Here is a 15984-nt window from a genome sequence, read left to right on the forward strand (position 1 = left end):
TTCCGATTTTTCGTATTGTTGTGTAGTTTACTTTAATATGACTTATTTATTGCTGTCCGGTAAAAACCATAAAATATGGCAGAGCTCCTTTACGGTATCGTGTGCCATCGGTTTTTGAAGCAGGAATATCTCTCTGATTTTGAACAGCATACCACATTGAGCTATATATAGTCATTTTAATTTTAGCAGGCAACAGAATAGTGAAAAAGAATAAAATTATTTTATGGGGCGCATGTCGCAATACGGACCTACAGCAATTTGCAAAATTAAAAACAAAGCCTTCCTAACTTTGTTTTATCTTTTATCATTATGGAAACAACATTCAGAAACAAAGTTGCGGAAAGCGGTATCATTACCCTGAACCTGGAAGATTATTACCCGCAGGAGCCCGTATTGCTTTTTGACATAAAGGATTACCTGTTTATGGGCATGATCCTGAAGGAGAAAGACTTCCGTGCGGCGTTAAAAGAGCAGGACTGGACCGTTTATAAAAATAAGGGGGTGGGCATTGTTTGTACGGCCGACGCTATTATTCCCCTTTGGGCTTATATGCTGATTGTGAGCTACCTGCAGCCTGTTGCCGCCTTTGTGCACCTGGGCGATGAAGCTACCGTAAAGAACAAACAACTCCTGAAAGCAATTGAGGCGCTTGATGTCAATGCTTTCCTGGACGCACGTATAGTGATAAAAGGTTGTGGTGATATTCCCGTTTCCGAAGAAGCCTATGCCCAGGTAGCGCTGAAGCTGTTGCCGGTAGTAAAAAGCCTGATGTACGGTGAGCCTTGCAGCACCGTGCCGGTATATAAGCGAAAATAAGATTTAAAACCAGCCCTTTCTTTTAAAGACCCACAGCATCCACAGGGGGATTAATATCATTGCGCCAACCGCTATCCAGAAACCAAAATGGTGACTGGTGAGCGGGATCACGTTAAAATTCATCCCGAATATGCCTCCGATAACCGTAGCAGGAGCCAGCAGGCAGGTAACAATGGCCATTACTTTCATGACCTCGTTCATTTTTAAATTCACATTGCTGAGATAAAGATCCTGCATTCCCATCAGTACATCGCGATAGTTATCTACCAGGTCAATGGCCTGTACAATATGATCGTATACATCTTTATAATACCGTTCATTGCTTTCGGTCAGCAGGTCGTTTTCGCTTTTTATGATCCCGCTGATCACTTCCCGCACCGGGTAAATGGTTCTTTTCAAGATAATGAGCTCTTTTCTTAAAGAGTTAATATAGGCAAGCGTGCGTTTACCGGAGCTCTTTATAATCTCCTCCTCCAGGTCTTCAATTTCATCGCCCAGCTTGTCCATTACAATAAAATAGTGGTCAACAATGGTATCCAGCAGTGTATAATACAGGTAATCTGCCTCTTTGGTACGGGTTTTACTGGTGGGCAGCTTCAGCCGTTCCCGCAAAGCGCTGAAAACATCCCGCGTAATATCCTCCTGGAAAGTGATCACAAAGTTTTTACCCAATACCAGCGCTATCTGTTCATAATCTACCGATTTTTTCTGCTCATTATAATACAACATATCCATGAGACAGAAAAGAATGTCGTCAATCTCATCCATTTTGGGGCGCTGGCCTACGCTTAAAATATCTTCCTGCAACAGCGGGTGAACGCCAAACCGGTTACCAATGGCCTCCACATCACTTTTGCGCAACCCGTCTATATTGATCCATACGATCTTATTGCTTTTTTTCAGGTTCAGGGCCTCATCAAGCGAAAGATCCTTTAGCTCTTCTATGGATGCTTTGTTATAGCAATAAGCCGTTATTACCACCCTCTGAGCTTCTTCCCGCCTGGGAATAATTGTTGGATTGACCGATAAGATCTCTTTTGTTCTTTCAGTTCCGAAAAGGTCCATCAGGTTGGGTAAAAAAAGCTTCAGGTATTTATCCGGGCGAACCTTCATGTATGGATGGTGATTTTATATTATTGCACAAATGTATCGGATTTGTATCACTTTATTTTACAGCACAGGAACCGGTCCCGTTATTGCGGAAATAATGTACAGCACACCAATAATGATTGCCGCAATACCCAAACGGCCCTGCCTGGGGCGCAGCCGGTCCAGTAATTGTGCCCCTTTTTCTGCTGCTTTTTTATTTTCTGAAAGCACATATTGCTGAATAAAACCATATCCCAGCAAAAAGCCCAGCGCTGCGGCTACCAACCCTGTAGCCAGCCATAAGCACCAATAAACAGGGAAAAAGCCCAACAGGTCAAGGCTTAAGATACAGCGGATGACCCGTATTATTCCAATTATACAAAACATGATCCCTATCCAGCCCTGATAGGGGGTTATTTTATCCAGCAACTCTTTTGCTTCCGGCTTACGGGAAAGCAACAGGGATGGTACGGCTAAAATACCCAGGCAGATCAATAAAATTCCATTTAAAATCATAATAGCTTTTTATTGGTTCAGGATAGCAGCGGCTTTTTCGAGGTCTTCCGGAGTATCGATCGCCACTGTCTGATAAGTGGTTGTTGCCATATAGATATCCACCCCGTTTTCCAAAAACCGCAGCTGTTCCAGCTTTTCAGTCTGCTCCAGTATGCTTTGCGGCCAGGTTGTAAACTTTAACAAGGCTTCTTTTCTAAATGCATAAACACCAATATGCAGGTAATAGGCCACCCCGGCTTTCTGATCCCGGTTATAAGGAATTATGCTTCGGCTGAAATACAGGGCTTTCCCGTTCTTACCTGTTACCACTTTTACCGCATTCGGGTTCTGTGCCTCCTCTTCACTGCCAAATTTCCGCATCAATGAACCCACCTGAACAGCGTCTGACCGGAAAAGCGCTACAATTTTTTGCAGCGGTTCGGTTTGCATAAAAGGCTCATCGCCCTGCACATTCACAATCACATCCACGTCCATATCCCGTACCGCTTCCGCAATACGGTCCGTTCCGCTTTCATGCGCGGCCATACTCATGATAGCCTTGCCGCCCCGTTGAATAATTTCTTTATAAATAATATCGCTGTCCGTTACCACAAACACCTCCGAAAACAGGTTGCTTTTTACAACGGCATTGTAGGTGTGCACAATCACAGGGTACTGCCCTAATTGCTGCATCAGTTTGGCCGGGAACCGCGTAGCAGCATATCTTGCGGGAATGACTGCGATCACTTTTTGTTCTTTCATTTTTCAAAAGTAGGAAAGTCCTTTGGTTTAAGCTATTCCTTTGCGGGCATTGCCGGGCACCTCTGTTTCTGCAGTTTCTTTTTTAATAAAAGGATCTTTTAACAACGCTAAAAAGTCTTCGTCCCGGGTGTTATCATAATACCGGTCCAGCCCGTATTTTATTTTTGAGGGATCCAGCTCTTTATAGGTGCCCAGCAGCCGGTCCCATATAGAAAACACGGCACCATAGTTACTGTCTGTATAAGGTTGTTTCCAGTGATGATGCACTTTATGCATATTGGGTGAAACCAGTACATAGCTCAATGCTTTGTCCAGCTTTGAATGAAGCCGGATGTTGGCATGTGTAAAGGCGGTGGTAACCACTACCAGTGTCTGATAGATCATGACGCTGTACATAGGGGCGCCGCTAACAAAAATCAATAAAAGAAAAAAGATGCCCCGTAACAGGCTATCGCCGGGATGATGCCTCAGGCCTGTGGTAACATCCACTTTATTATCACTATGATGTATTAAATGATACCGCCACAGCCAGGGTTGTTTGTGCATTATCCAGTGTACCAGCCAACTGCTGAAATCCAACGCCAGCACACCAATAAGCACAGCGCCCGCTACACTGGCATGCAGCCAGTATACCAACCCGAATTGTGCATGAAGGCACCAATCAGACAGCACTACTATCACCACTGCCAATGCAGTATGGATGACCAGATGCAGGACGGTAAAACCGAAATTTACCAGCGCATGAGCAAATTTTGTTTTCCGGTATTTCAGATGATACAGTGGAATGACCCCTTCCAGTATCCAAAAGATCAGCATTCCGCCAACCAGTAGTCCCATCCGCTCCAGTGGACGTTGTTCCAGTGTTGAAAAATAGGCAATTACTTTATCCATGGCAACGATATATAAAATGAACCTGTTTAATGAAAATATATTTCTGAAACGCACCCTTCTGCCCCTTTCTTGCAAGCGAAACTATTGTGCTTCATATTCATACCCGCAATCAAAACAATGGTGTACCTTATCTACCGGCAAAGGTGCTCCTATGCCTAACAGGAGATTTATAAGGGTGCCCAGCCAGTTGGACGCTTTTTTGGGCGTGCTCACATACTCCACGTTGGTGGAACCGCAATGGGGGCAGGGATGTTGCTGCTGGTATTCTTTTTTTGTATTCTTTAAAATATCCAACGCTCTTCCGATCTGTGGCTGTGCCACCATTAATTTTATTCCTCCTACAGCATTGGTCAGTATGGGATCGATGGTTACCGTATTTTCATCCTTCAGCCAGCAGTTAATGCTTTCACTCTGCAAATTGCCCATTGCAAGATGCGCTTCTATATAATTATTGTAGGTGCTGGCAATCACATAGTCCATATTTTAAAGTTATTACAGTATACCGGATAAAAAAAGTCCTCTTGTCTTTAAAATTTTACCGGGAACTACCTTGTTTTGATTAAATTTGCCAACTTAATAAGTTCTTTCATTTTTCATCAACCAGGAAAGGTCCCTGATGAAGATCAGGGATAATAGGGAATCGTGTTCAAATCACGAGCTGTCGCGCAACTGTAAGCAGCCAGCAAGGCTTTACCCAATGTATGTCCACTGTTTCGCCCCGGGCGGAGCGGGAAGGGCGGTAAAGCTGCTGTAAGCCAGGAGACCTGCCTTTTCTGTATGAGCAATGCTTTCGCGGTCTGAAGCAACGGTCTGTATGATGCCTTTTAAAAATTCCTACTTTATATCCGGAGTCCCATTCCGGTAACGGGCATCTGCTTGTCTTTTTCTTCTTATCCTTATCGCATTGTGAAATTTGCAAAGGGCTTTTAGCTTATTATTCATTAAAAAAGTTAAAAGAAATGCAAACACACAATCTGGGCTACCCGCGTATTGGTAGTAACCGGGAACTGAAAAAAGCCTGCGAACAATATTGGGCCGGCAAAATTGAAGCAGCACAACTGGAGCAGGTGGCCCGTGAAATAAGGTCAAATCACTGGCAATTACAGAAGGATGCCGGTATTGACTGGATCCCTGTAAATGATTTTTCCTTTTATGACCAGGTACTGGACACCTGCCTGATGACTGGTGCCATCCCGGAACGGTATCACCCGTTAATTGAAAAGGAACATCTGAAAACGATCGACCTGCTTTTTGCAATGGCAAGAGGATATCAAAAGAACGGGTATGACCTTACTGCCATGGAAATGACCAAGTGGTTCGATACCAACTACCATTATATTGTTCCTGAGTTTAAAAAAGACCAGAAATTCTCTTTTTTTAACAGCAAGGTTACTGATCAGTTCATCGAAGCTAAAAAGGCCGGCTACAATTCCAAACCCGTTTTAACAGGGCCTGTTACTTTTTTATTGCTGGGTAAAGAAAAAGAAGAAGGCTTTCACCGGATCGACCTGCTGAAAAATCTTTTACCCGTATATTTTGAAGTGCTGGAAAAACTGGACGCCAGCGGCGCTTATTATGTGCAACTGGATGAGCCCTGCCTGACGCTGGATCTTACCCAAAAGGAACAGCAGGCGCTGGTAACGGCTTACACCGCTATGCAGCAACGGTTCCCTAACCTGAAGATCATCCTGGCCAATTATTTTGATTGTTTCGGGGCCAATCTCTCAACCGCTTTATCGCTTCCCGTGCAGGTGCTGCACCTGGACCTAGTGCGCTGTCCTTCCCAGCTGGAAGATATCCTGGCGGTACCGGATTTTATCAGAGCAAGAACCCATTTGTCCCTGGGCATTGTGGATGGAAGAAATATCTGGAAGAATAATTTTAAACAATCCCTGTCACTGATCCAAAAAGCCCAGCAAAAAATAGGGGCAGACCGCATCTGGCTGGCGCCATCCTGTTCCCTGCTGCATACTCCCTGCGACCTGGATCTGGAAACTGATGAAAGGCATCTTACCGCTGAAATAAAACAGTGGATGGCCTTTGCCCAACAAAAGCTGGCGGAGGTAGCGTCCCTGAAGCAGATTGCTGCGGACCCTGAAACCCCCGCCTCAAAAACGCTGCTGGAAGCCAACATCCGGTGCATTGAAAGCCGCCGCAGCTCCGCGTTGATCCATAACCAGCAGGTAAAGCAACGCGTAGCAGCAATAACAGAAGCCGATGCGAGACGAAACAGTTCTTTTACTGCAAGAAAAGAAAAGCAGCAGCAGGAGTTCCGGCTGCCGCTCTTTCCTACTACTACCATTGGGTCCTTTCCGCAAACAAAAGAAATCCGGGCCTGGAGGGCGCAATGGAAAAAGCAGCAGCTTTCAGATACTGAATATGACCGGCTGCTGAAAGAGGCTGCTCAGGAAGCCATTCGATGGCAGGAAGAAGCAGGCTTAGATGTATTAGTGCACGGCGAATTTGAGCGCAACGATATGGTGGAATATTTTGGAGAGCAACTGGCAGGCTTTGCTTTTACCCAAAACGGATGGGTACAAAGCTATGGCAGCCGCTGTGTAAAGCCACCCGTCATTTATGGCGATATATACCGGCCGGCACCAATGACCGTTGAATGGAGCCGTTATGCCCAGTCCCTTACCCGTAAATGGGTAAAAGGCATGCTGACCGGCCCTGTGACCATTTTGCAGTGGAGCTTTGTGCGGGACGACCAGCCCAGGAGCGTAACGGGCGATCAGATAGCGCTGGCCATCCGGGACGAAGTAATTGATCTGGAAAAAGCGGGGATAAAGATCATCCAGATTGATGAGCCGGCAATAAGGGAAGGACTACCTTTAAGAAAGGAAAACCGCCGGGAGTACCTGGACTGGGCCGTAAGGGCATTCCGCATTGCAGCAAGCGGTGTACAGGATGCAACCCAAATCCATACCCATATGTGCTACTCTGAATTCAATGATATCATTAACAATATTGCAGATATGGATGCCGATGTAATTACTATAGAAACCTCCCGCTCCCAAATGGAATTGCTGGATGCTTTTGCCACTTTTGCATATCCGAATGATATAGGTCCTGGTGTGTACGACATTCATTCGCCCCGTGTTCCCTCAAAACAGGAAATGGTAGCATTGATTGAAAAAGCGCTGCACTATATTCCGGCAGAACGCCTTTGGGTGAACCCGGATTGCGGTTTAAAAACACGCGGATGGAAAGAAACAAAACGGGCGCTTACGGAAATGGTAAACGCAGCCAAAACACTGCGGGAAAAAATACAGCACCCCGTATTGCAATAAATGTGTAAACATGAACAGAAATACTGCCCCCGGTGCGAGCAACCTTTTGAATGCAAGGTGGGCAGTATTTTACTTTGCCAATGCAGTTCTGTAATATTAACAGATGCCGAGCGCGATTTCATCACCGGGCTGTATGAAGATTGCCTGTGCGCCCGATGTCTTGCTGATATGAAAATACTGTATCATAAACAAACCTTTCAAAGTAAACTCAAAAAAATACTGGGCGTTTTATACAGGGAGCCGCATTTACCACGGTGATGCCCGTTAGTAACAGTTGCATAAGATTTAGTAGACAATCTGTTAGGATTTGCCCCCGGTTCGCCACAGATCCCCCCGCTTCTCCCGCTATCGCGGACTGCGACCGGGATGACGATTAAAAAAATTGTCATCCCAATAAGCTTAAAGGCAACGCTTTTATGATTGCCAATGACAGATGTGTTATTGTTTTGAAAATCAATTTTCTTTTTTGTCATGCCGTTCCTACAGTTCGGAATTGTTTCGGCATCTATTTATCGCTAATTTGGACCCTAAAACAAAAACAGATCCCGGAATAAGTCCGGGATGATATCTTCAGGGTGACCTGTAAGAATAATTGTCATAGCCTCATTAATTTTGTTTTTACAAATGGAAAACTCCGGGTGACAGTGTTCTTTTAATCTAAATGGTATTATAAAGCAAGACGGTAAACCCATTTGCTGCCGGCTTTATTAAAAACCGGATCCTTATTCTATTTCTGAACCGGCTGCGGGTTAAAACTGATGTTCTTGCGAATGGCATCCATCAGTGCATTGGCGCCATTCCAGGTACCCTGGTAATACAGCCCGTTCTGGAAGGAAGGAACAAAAACAGATGCAATAATATTGTCTATCTGATCCCTGGGCAATAACCGGGTTACAAAATTTCCACAATCAATCGCTACCTTGTTTAAGGATTTGCTTACAGAAATCACCATTGATTTTTCAGCCTTCCCGTGCAGGGCATCCCACTCTTTTAATAGGGATTTATTATTCTTTTCAAAATTATCAGGCAGCACTTTATCCGTTCCCAGTGTTACTATTTTGATCGGGATCAGATTGCTCTGTTCAAATAAATGCATTAAACTATCCAGTTTCTGAACTTCGGCCGGAGAAAAAACCTGTTCATAGTCGTATACCATGTTCACATTGGCCGGGGTTGCCACAAATTGCTGCGGATACTGCAGCTTTACGTCCCTGCCATTTGCGTTGCGTTGTGTAACAGCCTGGTCTAATTTTTTTGTCGGGCTACAGGCAACAAAGAAAACGCCTGCTGCAATTGCAAAAAGAAAGGGATAGAAACACAGGTACTTCATAAAATGAATTTAAAATGATTTGTATGCTACAAACTTACTTTTTAAATGAATATCAAAAATTCATTTATTGAACAAAAGTTGCAGATAAAAAGAAGGCTTTGTTAATTTTTTACGCAGATCCACTTCATAAAACATACAGGAAAGCAGTTCCTGTACTTTTTTGTTTTTTGCGCCTATGTTGATGAAGAAATTAAACAGCCGGGGATAATTTACCAGTTTTTGGATACGGGTGCTCAGCCGCAGCTCCGGCCCAAAAACACGTTCTATTTCCATATCATATTTCGCCAGTCCGGCGGCTGAAAAATCATTTGCCTGTATAGCCCTTGCAGCCTGCAGCGCGGCCAGCCTGCCGGATCCCATGGCATTGCCAATCCCTTCCCCGGTAAACGGGTCTATAAGATAACCGGCATCCCCTACCAGCATAAACCGGGTGCCGCTGAGCCTTCTCTTTTTACTTCCCAATGGTAATCCATATCCCTCTATAGTTCCCTGCAGCGTTGCATTTTTAAACCGTTCCTTAAAAACAGGATCGTTCTCCACAATATGGACAAGCTCTTTTTTAAGGTTTACTTTTCCCCGGTGCACTGCCTCGCTCAGCATTCCGATTCCTACATTTGCCTCTCCGTTGGGCAATGGAAATATCCAGAAATAGCCTGGCAGCAGATTTTTAAGGAAATGCAGCTCAATAAAATGCCGGGGATGCATACCGGCAACTCCTTTGTAATAGGCACGTATACCGGCCATATAATGTTTGGGCTCCATAGCAATGCCCGCTACCTGTTTGGTAAAAGCAGCATGGGCGCCACCGGCAATAATCAGCAGGGACGCTTTTACCTCAAACCCTTTACCATCGCTGACCAGGTACCCATCCGGCTGCAGCTCATATTTTATAATGTGTTTGCCCTCAAATAATTTCACATGCGGACACCTCTTAAGCTCTTGCACAAGAAAATGATCAAAGTTCCATCTCTTACATACATAACCGATAGGCGTTTGCCGGTGCGCTGCATTATCCGCATCAAAATCTGGCCGGTAACCGATTCCCAGTAGCTGTCTGTTTGGAGCAGCAAAGCTGACACCCCAGCTGTTTACTTTAAATCCTGCGCCTTTCAGCCGTTCCGCAATGGCTGGATCAATCTTTTGCAGGCAGGTTAATACTTTACCGCTCAGGCCATCGCCGCAAACCTTATCCCTTGGGAATACCGCCTTATCTACTACCACACAATCAACTTCCTCCCTGTTTAACTGCAGGGCAGCTGTTGCGCCTCCCGGTCCGGCCCCGATGATACAAACCCTGGTAGCAATCATACAATAAAAAAGGCCCACTTTTGTGAGCCTTATTCTAATTATTTATCAGTTATTGATTCAGCATTAACGGCATTACCAGCATCAGCAGTTCTTCGCTCTCCTCCTGGTCTACGGGTTTGATCAGGCCTGCTTTTGTAGGTGTGCTCAACTCCATATATACTTCTTCGCTATCTGTAGCGTTCAGCATTTCAATCAGGAATTTGGCATTAAAGGCAATTACCAGGTCCTCACCATTGTACTGGCATTTCATACGCTCATTGCCCTCAAAGCTAAAGTCCACATCCTGCGCGGCCAGTTGCAGTTCACTGCCGCTGATGTTCAGGGCAACCTGGTACGTGCTTTTATTACTGAAAACGCTTACCCGGCGCAAGGCTCCTAAAAATTCAATGCGGTTCACTGTTAATTTATACGGGTTTTCCGTGGGGATCACCACTTTGTAATCCGGAAAACGCGCATCAATCAACCTACAGCTCATTTGCGTGGTTCCATGCACTACAAAGAAGTGGTTGCTGTTATAATTGATGGTAATTTCATCCTCATTATCCGGCAAAGCCGATTTTAAAAGGTTCAGCGGTTTACGCGGCACAATAAACGTATCTGCGTTCGGCGAGCTTACATCGGTTCTTTTATAACGCACCAGCCTGTGCGCATCCGTTGCCACAAATTGTATCCCCTTTTTATCCAGTTCAAAGAATACACCTGTCATAGCGGGCCTTAAATCGTCGGTACTGGTGGCAAACAGCGTTTTATTAATGGCAGTAACCAGCGCAGTAGACGTCATGGTAAAGCCGGAAGCATCATCTGCGGTTGGTTCTTTGGGGAAATTATCGGGATTTTCGCCCATTACCTTATACTTACCATTGTCGCTCGTAATTTCAACACCATAATTCTTATCAATATTGAAGGTAAGCGGTTGTTCCGGTATGTTCTTTAAAGAATCGATCAGGATCTTTGCGGGAATGCAAACACGGCCGCTGTCTTTTGCCTCTACCGGCATTTCCGTTTTCATAACCGTTTCCAGATCTGTTGCAACAATAGTCAGCCGGTTCTTATCAATGTCAAACAAAAAGTCTTCCAGAATAGGCAATACGTTGTTGGCGTTAATTACACCGGAAATGTTCTGAAGCTGTTTCAGTAATGCTGACGATGATACAATAAATTTCATCCGTATATTATTTTATGTTTTTGTTCCATTTTGGTAAATGGTAGCAGCGAAACTACTATTTTATTGCTGAATGTCTGAAAAATTCTGTCCCCATTTTTGGGAAAAACAGGGGGAAAAACGGCAATTTCCCAGGTAAGTAAATATCCCGCAAGATTTTTTAGGTAGTTAAATAAGGTTTAGTAACTTCCCCAACTTAAACAGGTCCTATGCTGAATAAGTTTTTAAACTGGGTTAGAGGTAAGGAGGAGCCCGCCGGTAAGGGAATCCTCTTAATGGACTTTGGCCGTTATTCCGATAATAATAAGGTTTCGGGCAAAGTACGCCGCTGGAAAGACGCCGATAATCTTTTTAAAGAAAAAAAATATGCAGAATCCGTTGATGCCTTTTTTGATTATTTAAGGGACGACGATGCAGAGAATGTTCGCTATACACGTGAAGGCAACCATGTACGCTTTGAGTTTTACCAGGGTTCAAAGATCATCCGTGGGGAAATAAAGGAAAACCATTTGTCGGCCGATGTAAAACTGGCACGTATGGCCGAACCTTCTGTTCCAGTAATGCGCCGCCTGCTCGAAATGAATTTTGCATTGTATTACAGTCGCTTTGCGCTGAATAAGGATGAGCTTTGTATGCGCTTTGATACGGATCTTGCCACCGCTAATCCCAATAAGCTCTATTACGGCTTAAAGGAGCTGGCTACAAAATCCGACAAACAGGACGACCTGCTGATCGATGATTTTTCCTCACTTCAGGCTATAGACCAGGACCATATTATTCCCCTGCCGGACGATGAAAAGGAAGTTAAATATACCTTTATGCAGCGCTGGATTACGGAGACCCTTGAAAAAGTAGGAGAAGTGGATGCCGATAAGTTCTCCGGGGGCATCTCCTATTTGCTGCTGAGCCTCGTTTACCGTATCGACTTCCTGATCATACCGGAAGGGCAGCTGTTGAACCAACTGGAAAAAATAGGGGGCATCTATTTCAAAAAGGATGAACGCTCTGTTGTTGATAAGAACAGGGACATGATCGAAGCTTTCAGGGAATTAAAAGCAAAACCCAGAGATGAGGTGTTTAAAAACCTTTTCCGCTCCAAGTACACTTTTTCCATTGTAACACCACAGGTGCATAAAGTGCTTGCAGACGCCATTCACGAGGCCAATGAAAATATGCTCTGGTACAGAGACAACCGGTATGACTATTTTGCCAATAAGCTGATGGAATATGGGTTATCCTATTGCCAGTACTCCTACAGCCTGCCCAGGCCTATTACCCTGCTCATCCAGCTTTTTATGCGGGTGAACTATCCCGACTACTTTAAGGCATTAGGTTATGGAGAAACTTTTTATGATCCGGCAACCAACCGTTTCAGGGAGGAGGCCATTATCCGTTATATGCGCACGATAGAAAGCCAGTGGAAGGAACGTTACCCCTATATGAGCTTCAGAACAGAAACATTGAGTTTTGTAAACCTTTTATCATTTAACTATAGTTTTACCACTTTAATTGAAAAGTTAAATATGGACATTCCGGCCTGACCGCGGGCCGTCATTAGCAGTTATGAACGCACAGGAAATTATCAATACATACCAGCGCGCCGTTATCCAGATAGCCACCCAAACAGGCACCGGCACCGGTTTTTACCTCATGGACTATGACCTCATCATTACCAATAACCACGTGGTCAATAACACACCGGAGGTAACCATACAGGGCAAAACGTTCGACAAACAGCTTTCAAGGGCTTTGTATACAGACCCCAAGCATGACCTGGCATTTTTACAACCTCCAACAGGGGCCGACCTTGCAGCTATACATATTGGAGATTACGCTGCCATGAAGGATGGCGATAATGTTATTGCCATCGGCCATCCCTATAACCTGAGCTATTCCGCCACACAGGGCGTTATATCAAAAGTGGACCGCATCCGCGATGGATTAAAATATATCCAGATCGACGCAGCCATTAATCCCGGCAACAGCGGGGGCCCGCTGGTAGATTATGCCGGCAATGTGATCGGCGTAAACTCTTTTATTATAAAGGGGGGCGATAACCTGGGCTTTGCATTGCCCGCAAGCTATTTAAAAGAAGCCATTGACCTGTACATGCCCTATAAGGGCCAGGAAGCAGTGCGCTGCTCCAGTTGCGATTCACTGGTTACAGCAGCCAATATTGATAATAATAAATACTGCCCTAATTGCGGTTCGGAAGTAAAGCTGCTGCAGGTTCCTGAAAAAGAGGCGGAGCTGATGGGCGTGGCCCGGCTCATTGAAGACATTTTAAAAGAGCTGGGGAAAGATGTGCGCCTGGCGCGGGATGGCGCCAACCAGTGGAGTGTAAAAGAAGGCTCGGCAAAGATCAACATCAGCTATAACCCCGATAACTTCTTCATAGCCGGCGATGCCTATCTGTGCCAGATGCCGCCGGAGCCTTCCAAAATAAAGCCATTATACCAGTTCCTGCTGCAGGAAAACAATAAACCAACGGGGCTGGTGCTGAGCTGTCAGAAAAACAATATTGTATTAAGCCGGTTGCTATATGACCTGGACATGACAAAAGAATCGGGAGTGCTGGAATTTAAAAACCTCTTTGAGCAGGCAGACCATTATGATGATTATCTGAAAAACGAGTTTGGCTGTACCGCCCGTTTAGAGGAATAGCGATAATAATATTCATTATATCACCTTTTTGATTTTTTCAGAGTAGCAAACTACAAAATAGCTTTGTAAAAGCAACAAAATACAGTCTAAAAAACTTAGTACATTTGTATAAGTGGTGTTGGGGTTATAGAAGCTGGAAAAGCTTATTTACAAAAAATGAAATAGAAGTGATACGTACCATAGTCAGGGCTCAGGAAAGGCAAATCAGGCTGGAAATTTCAAAAGAATATGTAGGGAAGGAGATTGAAATTACTTATATACCTCTTGAAGAAGTGAACCAGGAGGTACAATATGTTTCCGGCAAAAAAATGAAAGATTTCAGGAGCATCCTGTCTGATGAAACTGCTGCAAAGTTTCATACACATATTGAAAAGAGCAGAAATGAATGGGAAAGAAATATTTAATTGATTCCAATTGCGTCATTGACTTCTGCAATGGCAAATTGCCTGCTCCTGCACAAGCGTTGCTTTTTGCCCTGGAACAACCAGTTATTTCTGTCATTACACAGATTGGAGTTTTGAGATTTGATATAACCAATGAAAAGAAAGAAAAGCTGCTGAATTTGCAAGTTGCTTTAAAAACAATTGAAATTAAAAAAAAGGCCAGGATTAAGTTGCCGGATGCTGTAATAGCAGCCACAGCGATTCAGTTTAATGCTGTATTACTTACCGGCAATGTTACTGATTTTAAAAATGTTTCGGAATTGAACCTGCAAAATCCCCGGGATTTATAAAATTGGTTCATATAATATCAGGTATATGGCATACACTCATACATTCACCGAAGCACAGGCTCTAAAAAAACTGCAACAATACTGTGCGTACAGCGAACGATGCCATAGCGATGTGGTAAATAAATTATATGAGTTGGGTGTATGGAAAAAGGAGCATGATGCCATTATTGCCGCATTGATTGAAGCAAACTATCTGAACGAGGAGCGTTTTGCAAAAGCCTTTGCCGGCGGCCACTTCCGGCAAAAAAAATGGGGACGTAACAAAATAAAAAAAGCATTGCAGCAAAAACAGGTCAGCTCTTACTGTATAAAAACCGCAATGAAGGAAATTCCTGAAGCGGCTTATCTTCAGGTGTTGCAGGAGCTTTTTCTTCAAAAATGGGAAAGCTTAAACCACGAAAAGAACCGGTTTATAAAGATGCGCAAGGTTAGTGATTTTCTGCTTCAGAAAGGCTTTGAGCCGGAGCTTATTCAACCGTTATTCAGCAAAGCAAAAGAATAAATCCAGTGTATAGTTACCACGAACAGGTATTACTGCTTTTTTCGACCCCTTTTTATATCATCATCATCGGGGCGGAGGTCTTATTGTCCAGCCTTCACTTTCATAAAAAGACGTATACGCTTAAAGATACGCTTACCAATATCTATCTTACTATAGCCAACGGCCTGATTGATATGGCCTTTAAGCTAAGCTATCTGTGGGTGCTGGTACAGGTCTTTAATCACAGCCCTTTCCGGAACTGGCATACCGGCGCACTTTACTGGGTACTACTGTTAATAGCAGAAGATTTTACTTATTACTGGCTGCACCGCTTTGATCATGAATTCCGCTTTTTATGGGCAGTGCATGTTACGCACCACAGCTCCCGGCAATTCAATTTCAGCGTAGGATTCCGCTCCTCCGTTTTTGAGCCCCTTTACCGTTTTATTTTCTTTATTCCGCTGGCTTTTGCCGGTTTTAAGCCGCTGGATATTTTATTTATGTATTCAGCCACCCAGATATGGGGTACGCTGGTGCATACAGAACTGGTGGGAAAGCTGGGCTGGCTGGAAAAAGTATTTGTTACGCCATCACACCACCGTGTGCATCATGGCTCTAATCCCAGATACCTTGATAAAAACATGGGTATGTTCTTAATCATCTGGGATAAATGGTTCGGCACCTTCCAGGAAGAGCTGCCGGAACAGGAATATGCTCCCATTCAATACGGACTTACCAAAAACCTGGAAAATCCCAATGCGTTTACCATTATATTTCATGAATGGATACAGATCTATAAAGACGTTACTCAAAAGGGACTAACTTTTAAACAGCGCTTTAAGTATATTTTTGGCCCCCCGGGCTACAGCCATGACGGCAGCCGCAAAACCAGTAAACAGATGGAGCGGGAAGAAGCCGGGCAGCCGCCTCTTTCTTCAAAATAACCGAACTTCGCCGTTG

Annotated in this window: 17 protein-coding genes and 1 riboswitch; of the genes, 9 read left to right on the top strand and 8 right to left on the bottom strand. The window is 44.3% G+C overall.

The window, feature by feature from the left end:
* Positions 1 to 309: 309 nt before the first annotated feature.
* On the top strand, positions 310 to 816 hold the full coding sequence (locus A8C56_RS20170; RefSeq protein ID WP_084490306.1) for a DUF2480 family protein: 507 nt from the start codon (positions 310 to 312) through the stop codon (positions 814 to 816).
* Positions 817 to 819: 3 nt separating this feature from the next.
* Here the strand turns inward: A8C56_RS20170 and corA are convergent, their stop codons facing one another.
* The 5 genes from corA to A8C56_RS20195 form a co-directional block, all read right to left on the bottom strand.
* Positions 820 to 1929 carry a magnesium/cobalt transporter CorA gene (gene corA / locus A8C56_RS20175; protein ID WP_067760115.1) on the bottom strand — a complete coding sequence of 370 codons (1110 nt, stop codon included), beginning with the start codon at positions 1927 to 1929 and terminating at the stop codon, positions 820 to 822.
* A 57-nt stretch (positions 1930 to 1986) separates the two neighbouring features.
* Positions 1987 to 2421, bottom strand: coding sequence for a hypothetical protein (locus tag A8C56_RS20180; protein WP_245645614.1), 435 nt, complete (start codon positions 2419 to 2421; stop codon positions 1987 to 1989).
* Positions 2422 to 2430: 9 nt separating this feature from the next.
* Positions 2431 to 3162, bottom strand: a complete 732-nt coding sequence (gene kdsB, locus A8C56_RS20185; RefSeq protein WP_067760119.1) for a 3-deoxy-manno-octulosonate cytidylyltransferase — start codon at positions 3160 to 3162, stop codon at positions 2431 to 2433.
* A 27-nt stretch (positions 3163 to 3189) separates the two neighbouring features.
* Positions 3190 to 4053 carry a sterol desaturase family protein gene (locus A8C56_RS20190; RefSeq protein ID WP_067762332.1) on the bottom strand — a complete coding sequence of 288 codons (864 nt, stop codon included), beginning with the start codon at positions 4051 to 4053 and terminating at the stop codon, positions 3190 to 3192.
* Between the two features lie 81 nt (positions 4054 to 4134).
* Positions 4135 to 4533 (bottom strand): putative signal transducing protein, encoded by a 399-nt coding sequence (locus A8C56_RS20195; protein ID WP_067760122.1) that lies wholly within the window; start codon positions 4531 to 4533, stop codon positions 4135 to 4137.
* Between the two features lie 110 nt (positions 4534 to 4643).
* Positions 4644 to 4839, top strand: a riboswitch (cobalamin riboswitch).
* Between the two features lie 173 nt (positions 4840 to 5012).
* Here A8C56_RS20195 and metE point away from each other — a divergent pair.
* Together metE and A8C56_RS23985 are read left to right on the top strand one after the other, a co-directional pair.
* Positions 5013 to 7346, top strand: coding sequence for a 5-methyltetrahydropteroyltriglutamate--homocysteine S-methyltransferase (gene metE / locus A8C56_RS20200; protein WP_067760126.1), 2334 nt, complete (start codon positions 5013 to 5015; stop codon positions 7344 to 7346).
* Entirely contained in the window at positions 7347 to 7604 is a 258-nt protein-coding gene (locus A8C56_RS23985) for a cysteine-rich CWC family protein (protein ID WP_084490307.1), read from the top strand.
* A 469-nt stretch (positions 7605 to 8073) separates the two neighbouring features.
* Here A8C56_RS23985 and A8C56_RS20210 read toward each other — a convergent pair whose 3' ends face one another.
* From A8C56_RS20210 to dnaN, 3 genes are read right to left on the bottom strand one after another with little or no spacing between them, the layout of a single operon-like run.
* The gene (locus A8C56_RS20210) at positions 8074 to 8676 is read right to left on the bottom strand and encodes a TPM domain-containing protein (RefSeq protein WP_067760132.1); all 603 of its coding nucleotides are present in this window, start codon (positions 8674 to 8676) and stop codon (positions 8074 to 8076) included.
* 60 nt (positions 8677 to 8736) lie between these two features.
* Entirely contained in the window at positions 8737 to 9984 is a 1248-nt protein-coding gene (locus A8C56_RS20215) for an NAD(P)/FAD-dependent oxidoreductase (RefSeq protein WP_067760137.1), read from the bottom strand.
* A 49-nt stretch (positions 9985 to 10033) separates the two neighbouring features.
* Positions 10034 to 11149, bottom strand: coding sequence for a DNA polymerase III subunit beta (gene dnaN / locus A8C56_RS20220; RefSeq protein WP_067760140.1), 1116 nt, complete (start codon positions 11147 to 11149; stop codon positions 10034 to 10036).
* A 206-nt stretch (positions 11150 to 11355) separates the two neighbouring features.
* Between dnaN and A8C56_RS20225 the strand changes: the two genes are divergently transcribed.
* The 6 genes from A8C56_RS20225 (at position 11356) to A8C56_RS20250 (ending at position 15968) form a co-directional block, all read left to right on the top strand.
* Positions 11356 to 12687: a type III secretion system chaperone family protein gene (locus A8C56_RS20225; protein ID WP_067760145.1), complete on the top strand. Its 1332-nt coding sequence runs from the start codon at positions 11356 to 11358 to the stop codon at positions 12685 to 12687.
* 22 nt (positions 12688 to 12709) lie between these two features.
* Complete coding sequence (locus A8C56_RS20230) at positions 12710 to 13810, top strand: trypsin-like peptidase domain-containing protein (RefSeq protein WP_067760147.1); 1101 nt, start codon at positions 12710 to 12712, stop codon at positions 13808 to 13810.
* 104 nt (positions 13811 to 13914) lie between these two features.
* Entirely contained in the window at positions 13915 to 14214 is a 300-nt protein-coding gene (locus tag A8C56_RS20235; RefSeq protein WP_084490308.1) for a hypothetical protein, read from the top strand.
* Entirely contained in the window at positions 14196 to 14543 is a 348-nt protein-coding gene (locus tag A8C56_RS20240; protein ID WP_067760153.1) for a type II toxin-antitoxin system VapC family toxin, read from the top strand. The genes A8C56_RS20235 and A8C56_RS20240 overlap by 19 nt, the downstream gene beginning before the upstream one ends.
* A gap of 25 nt (positions 14544 to 14568) precedes the next feature.
* Positions 14569 to 15045, top strand: a complete 477-nt coding sequence (locus A8C56_RS20245) for a regulatory protein RecX (RefSeq protein WP_067760160.1) — start codon at positions 14569 to 14571, stop codon at positions 15043 to 15045.
* A 5-nt stretch (positions 15046 to 15050) separates the two neighbouring features.
* The gene (locus A8C56_RS20250; protein WP_067760162.1) at positions 15051 to 15968 is read left to right on the top strand and encodes a sterol desaturase family protein; all 918 of its coding nucleotides are present in this window, start codon (positions 15051 to 15053) and stop codon (positions 15966 to 15968) included.
* Positions 15969 to 15984: the final 16 nt, after the last annotated feature.

This window comes from Niabella ginsenosidivorans (assembly GCF_001654455.1).
Taxonomy (GTDB): domain Bacteria; phylum Bacteroidota; class Bacteroidia; order Chitinophagales; family Chitinophagaceae; genus Niabella; species Niabella ginsenosidivorans.

Bases quoted from the DNA above. Each gene is read 5' to 3' on its own strand.
- corA (WP_067760115.1), bottom strand. From the start codon at position 1,929: ATGAAGGTTCGCCCGGATAAATACCTGAAGCTTTTTTTACCCAACCTG.
- A8C56_RS20230 (WP_067760147.1), top strand. From the start codon at position 12,710: ATGAACGCACAGGAAATTATCAATACATACCAGCGCGCCGTTATCCAG.
- dnaN (WP_067760140.1), bottom strand. From the start codon at position 11,149: ATGAAATTTATTGTATCATCGTCAGCATTACTGAAACAGCTTCAGAAC.
- A8C56_RS20190 (WP_067762332.1), bottom strand. From the start codon at position 4,053: ATGGATAAAGTAATTGCCTATTTTTCAACACTGGAACAACGTCCACTG.
- A8C56_RS23985 (WP_084490307.1), top strand. From the start codon at position 7,347: ATGTGTAAACATGAACAGAAATACTGCCCCCGGTGCGAGCAACCTTTT.
- A8C56_RS20240 (WP_067760153.1), top strand. From the start codon at position 14,196: ATGGGAAAGAAATATTTAATTGATTCCAATTGCGTCATTGACTTCTGC.
- A8C56_RS20245 (WP_067760160.1), top strand. From the start codon at position 14,569: ATGGCATACACTCATACATTCACCGAAGCACAGGCTCTAAAAAAACTG.
- A8C56_RS20225 (WP_067760145.1), top strand. From the start codon at position 11,356: ATGCTGAATAAGTTTTTAAACTGGGTTAGAGGTAAGGAGGAGCCCGCC.
- A8C56_RS20180 (WP_245645614.1), bottom strand. From the start codon at position 2,421: ATGATTTTAAATGGAATTTTATTGATCTGCCTGGGTATTTTAGCCGTA.
- kdsB (WP_067760119.1), bottom strand. From the start codon at position 3,162: ATGAAAGAACAAAAAGTGATCGCAGTCATTCCCGCAAGATATGCTGCT.
- A8C56_RS20170 (WP_084490306.1), top strand. From the start codon at position 310: ATGGAAACAACATTCAGAAACAAAGTTGCGGAAAGCGGTATCATTACC.
- metE (WP_067760126.1), top strand. From the start codon at position 5,013: ATGCAAACACACAATCTGGGCTACCCGCGTATTGGTAGTAACCGGGAA.
- A8C56_RS20215 (WP_067760137.1), bottom strand. From the start codon at position 9,984: ATGATTGCTACCAGGGTTTGTATCATCGGGGCCGGACCGGGAGGCGCA.
- A8C56_RS20195 (WP_067760122.1), bottom strand. From the start codon at position 4,533: ATGGACTATGTGATTGCCAGCACCTACAATAATTATATAGAAGCGCAT.
- A8C56_RS20210 (WP_067760132.1), bottom strand. From the start codon at position 8,676: ATGAAGTACCTGTGTTTCTATCCCTTTCTTTTTGCAATTGCAGCAGGC.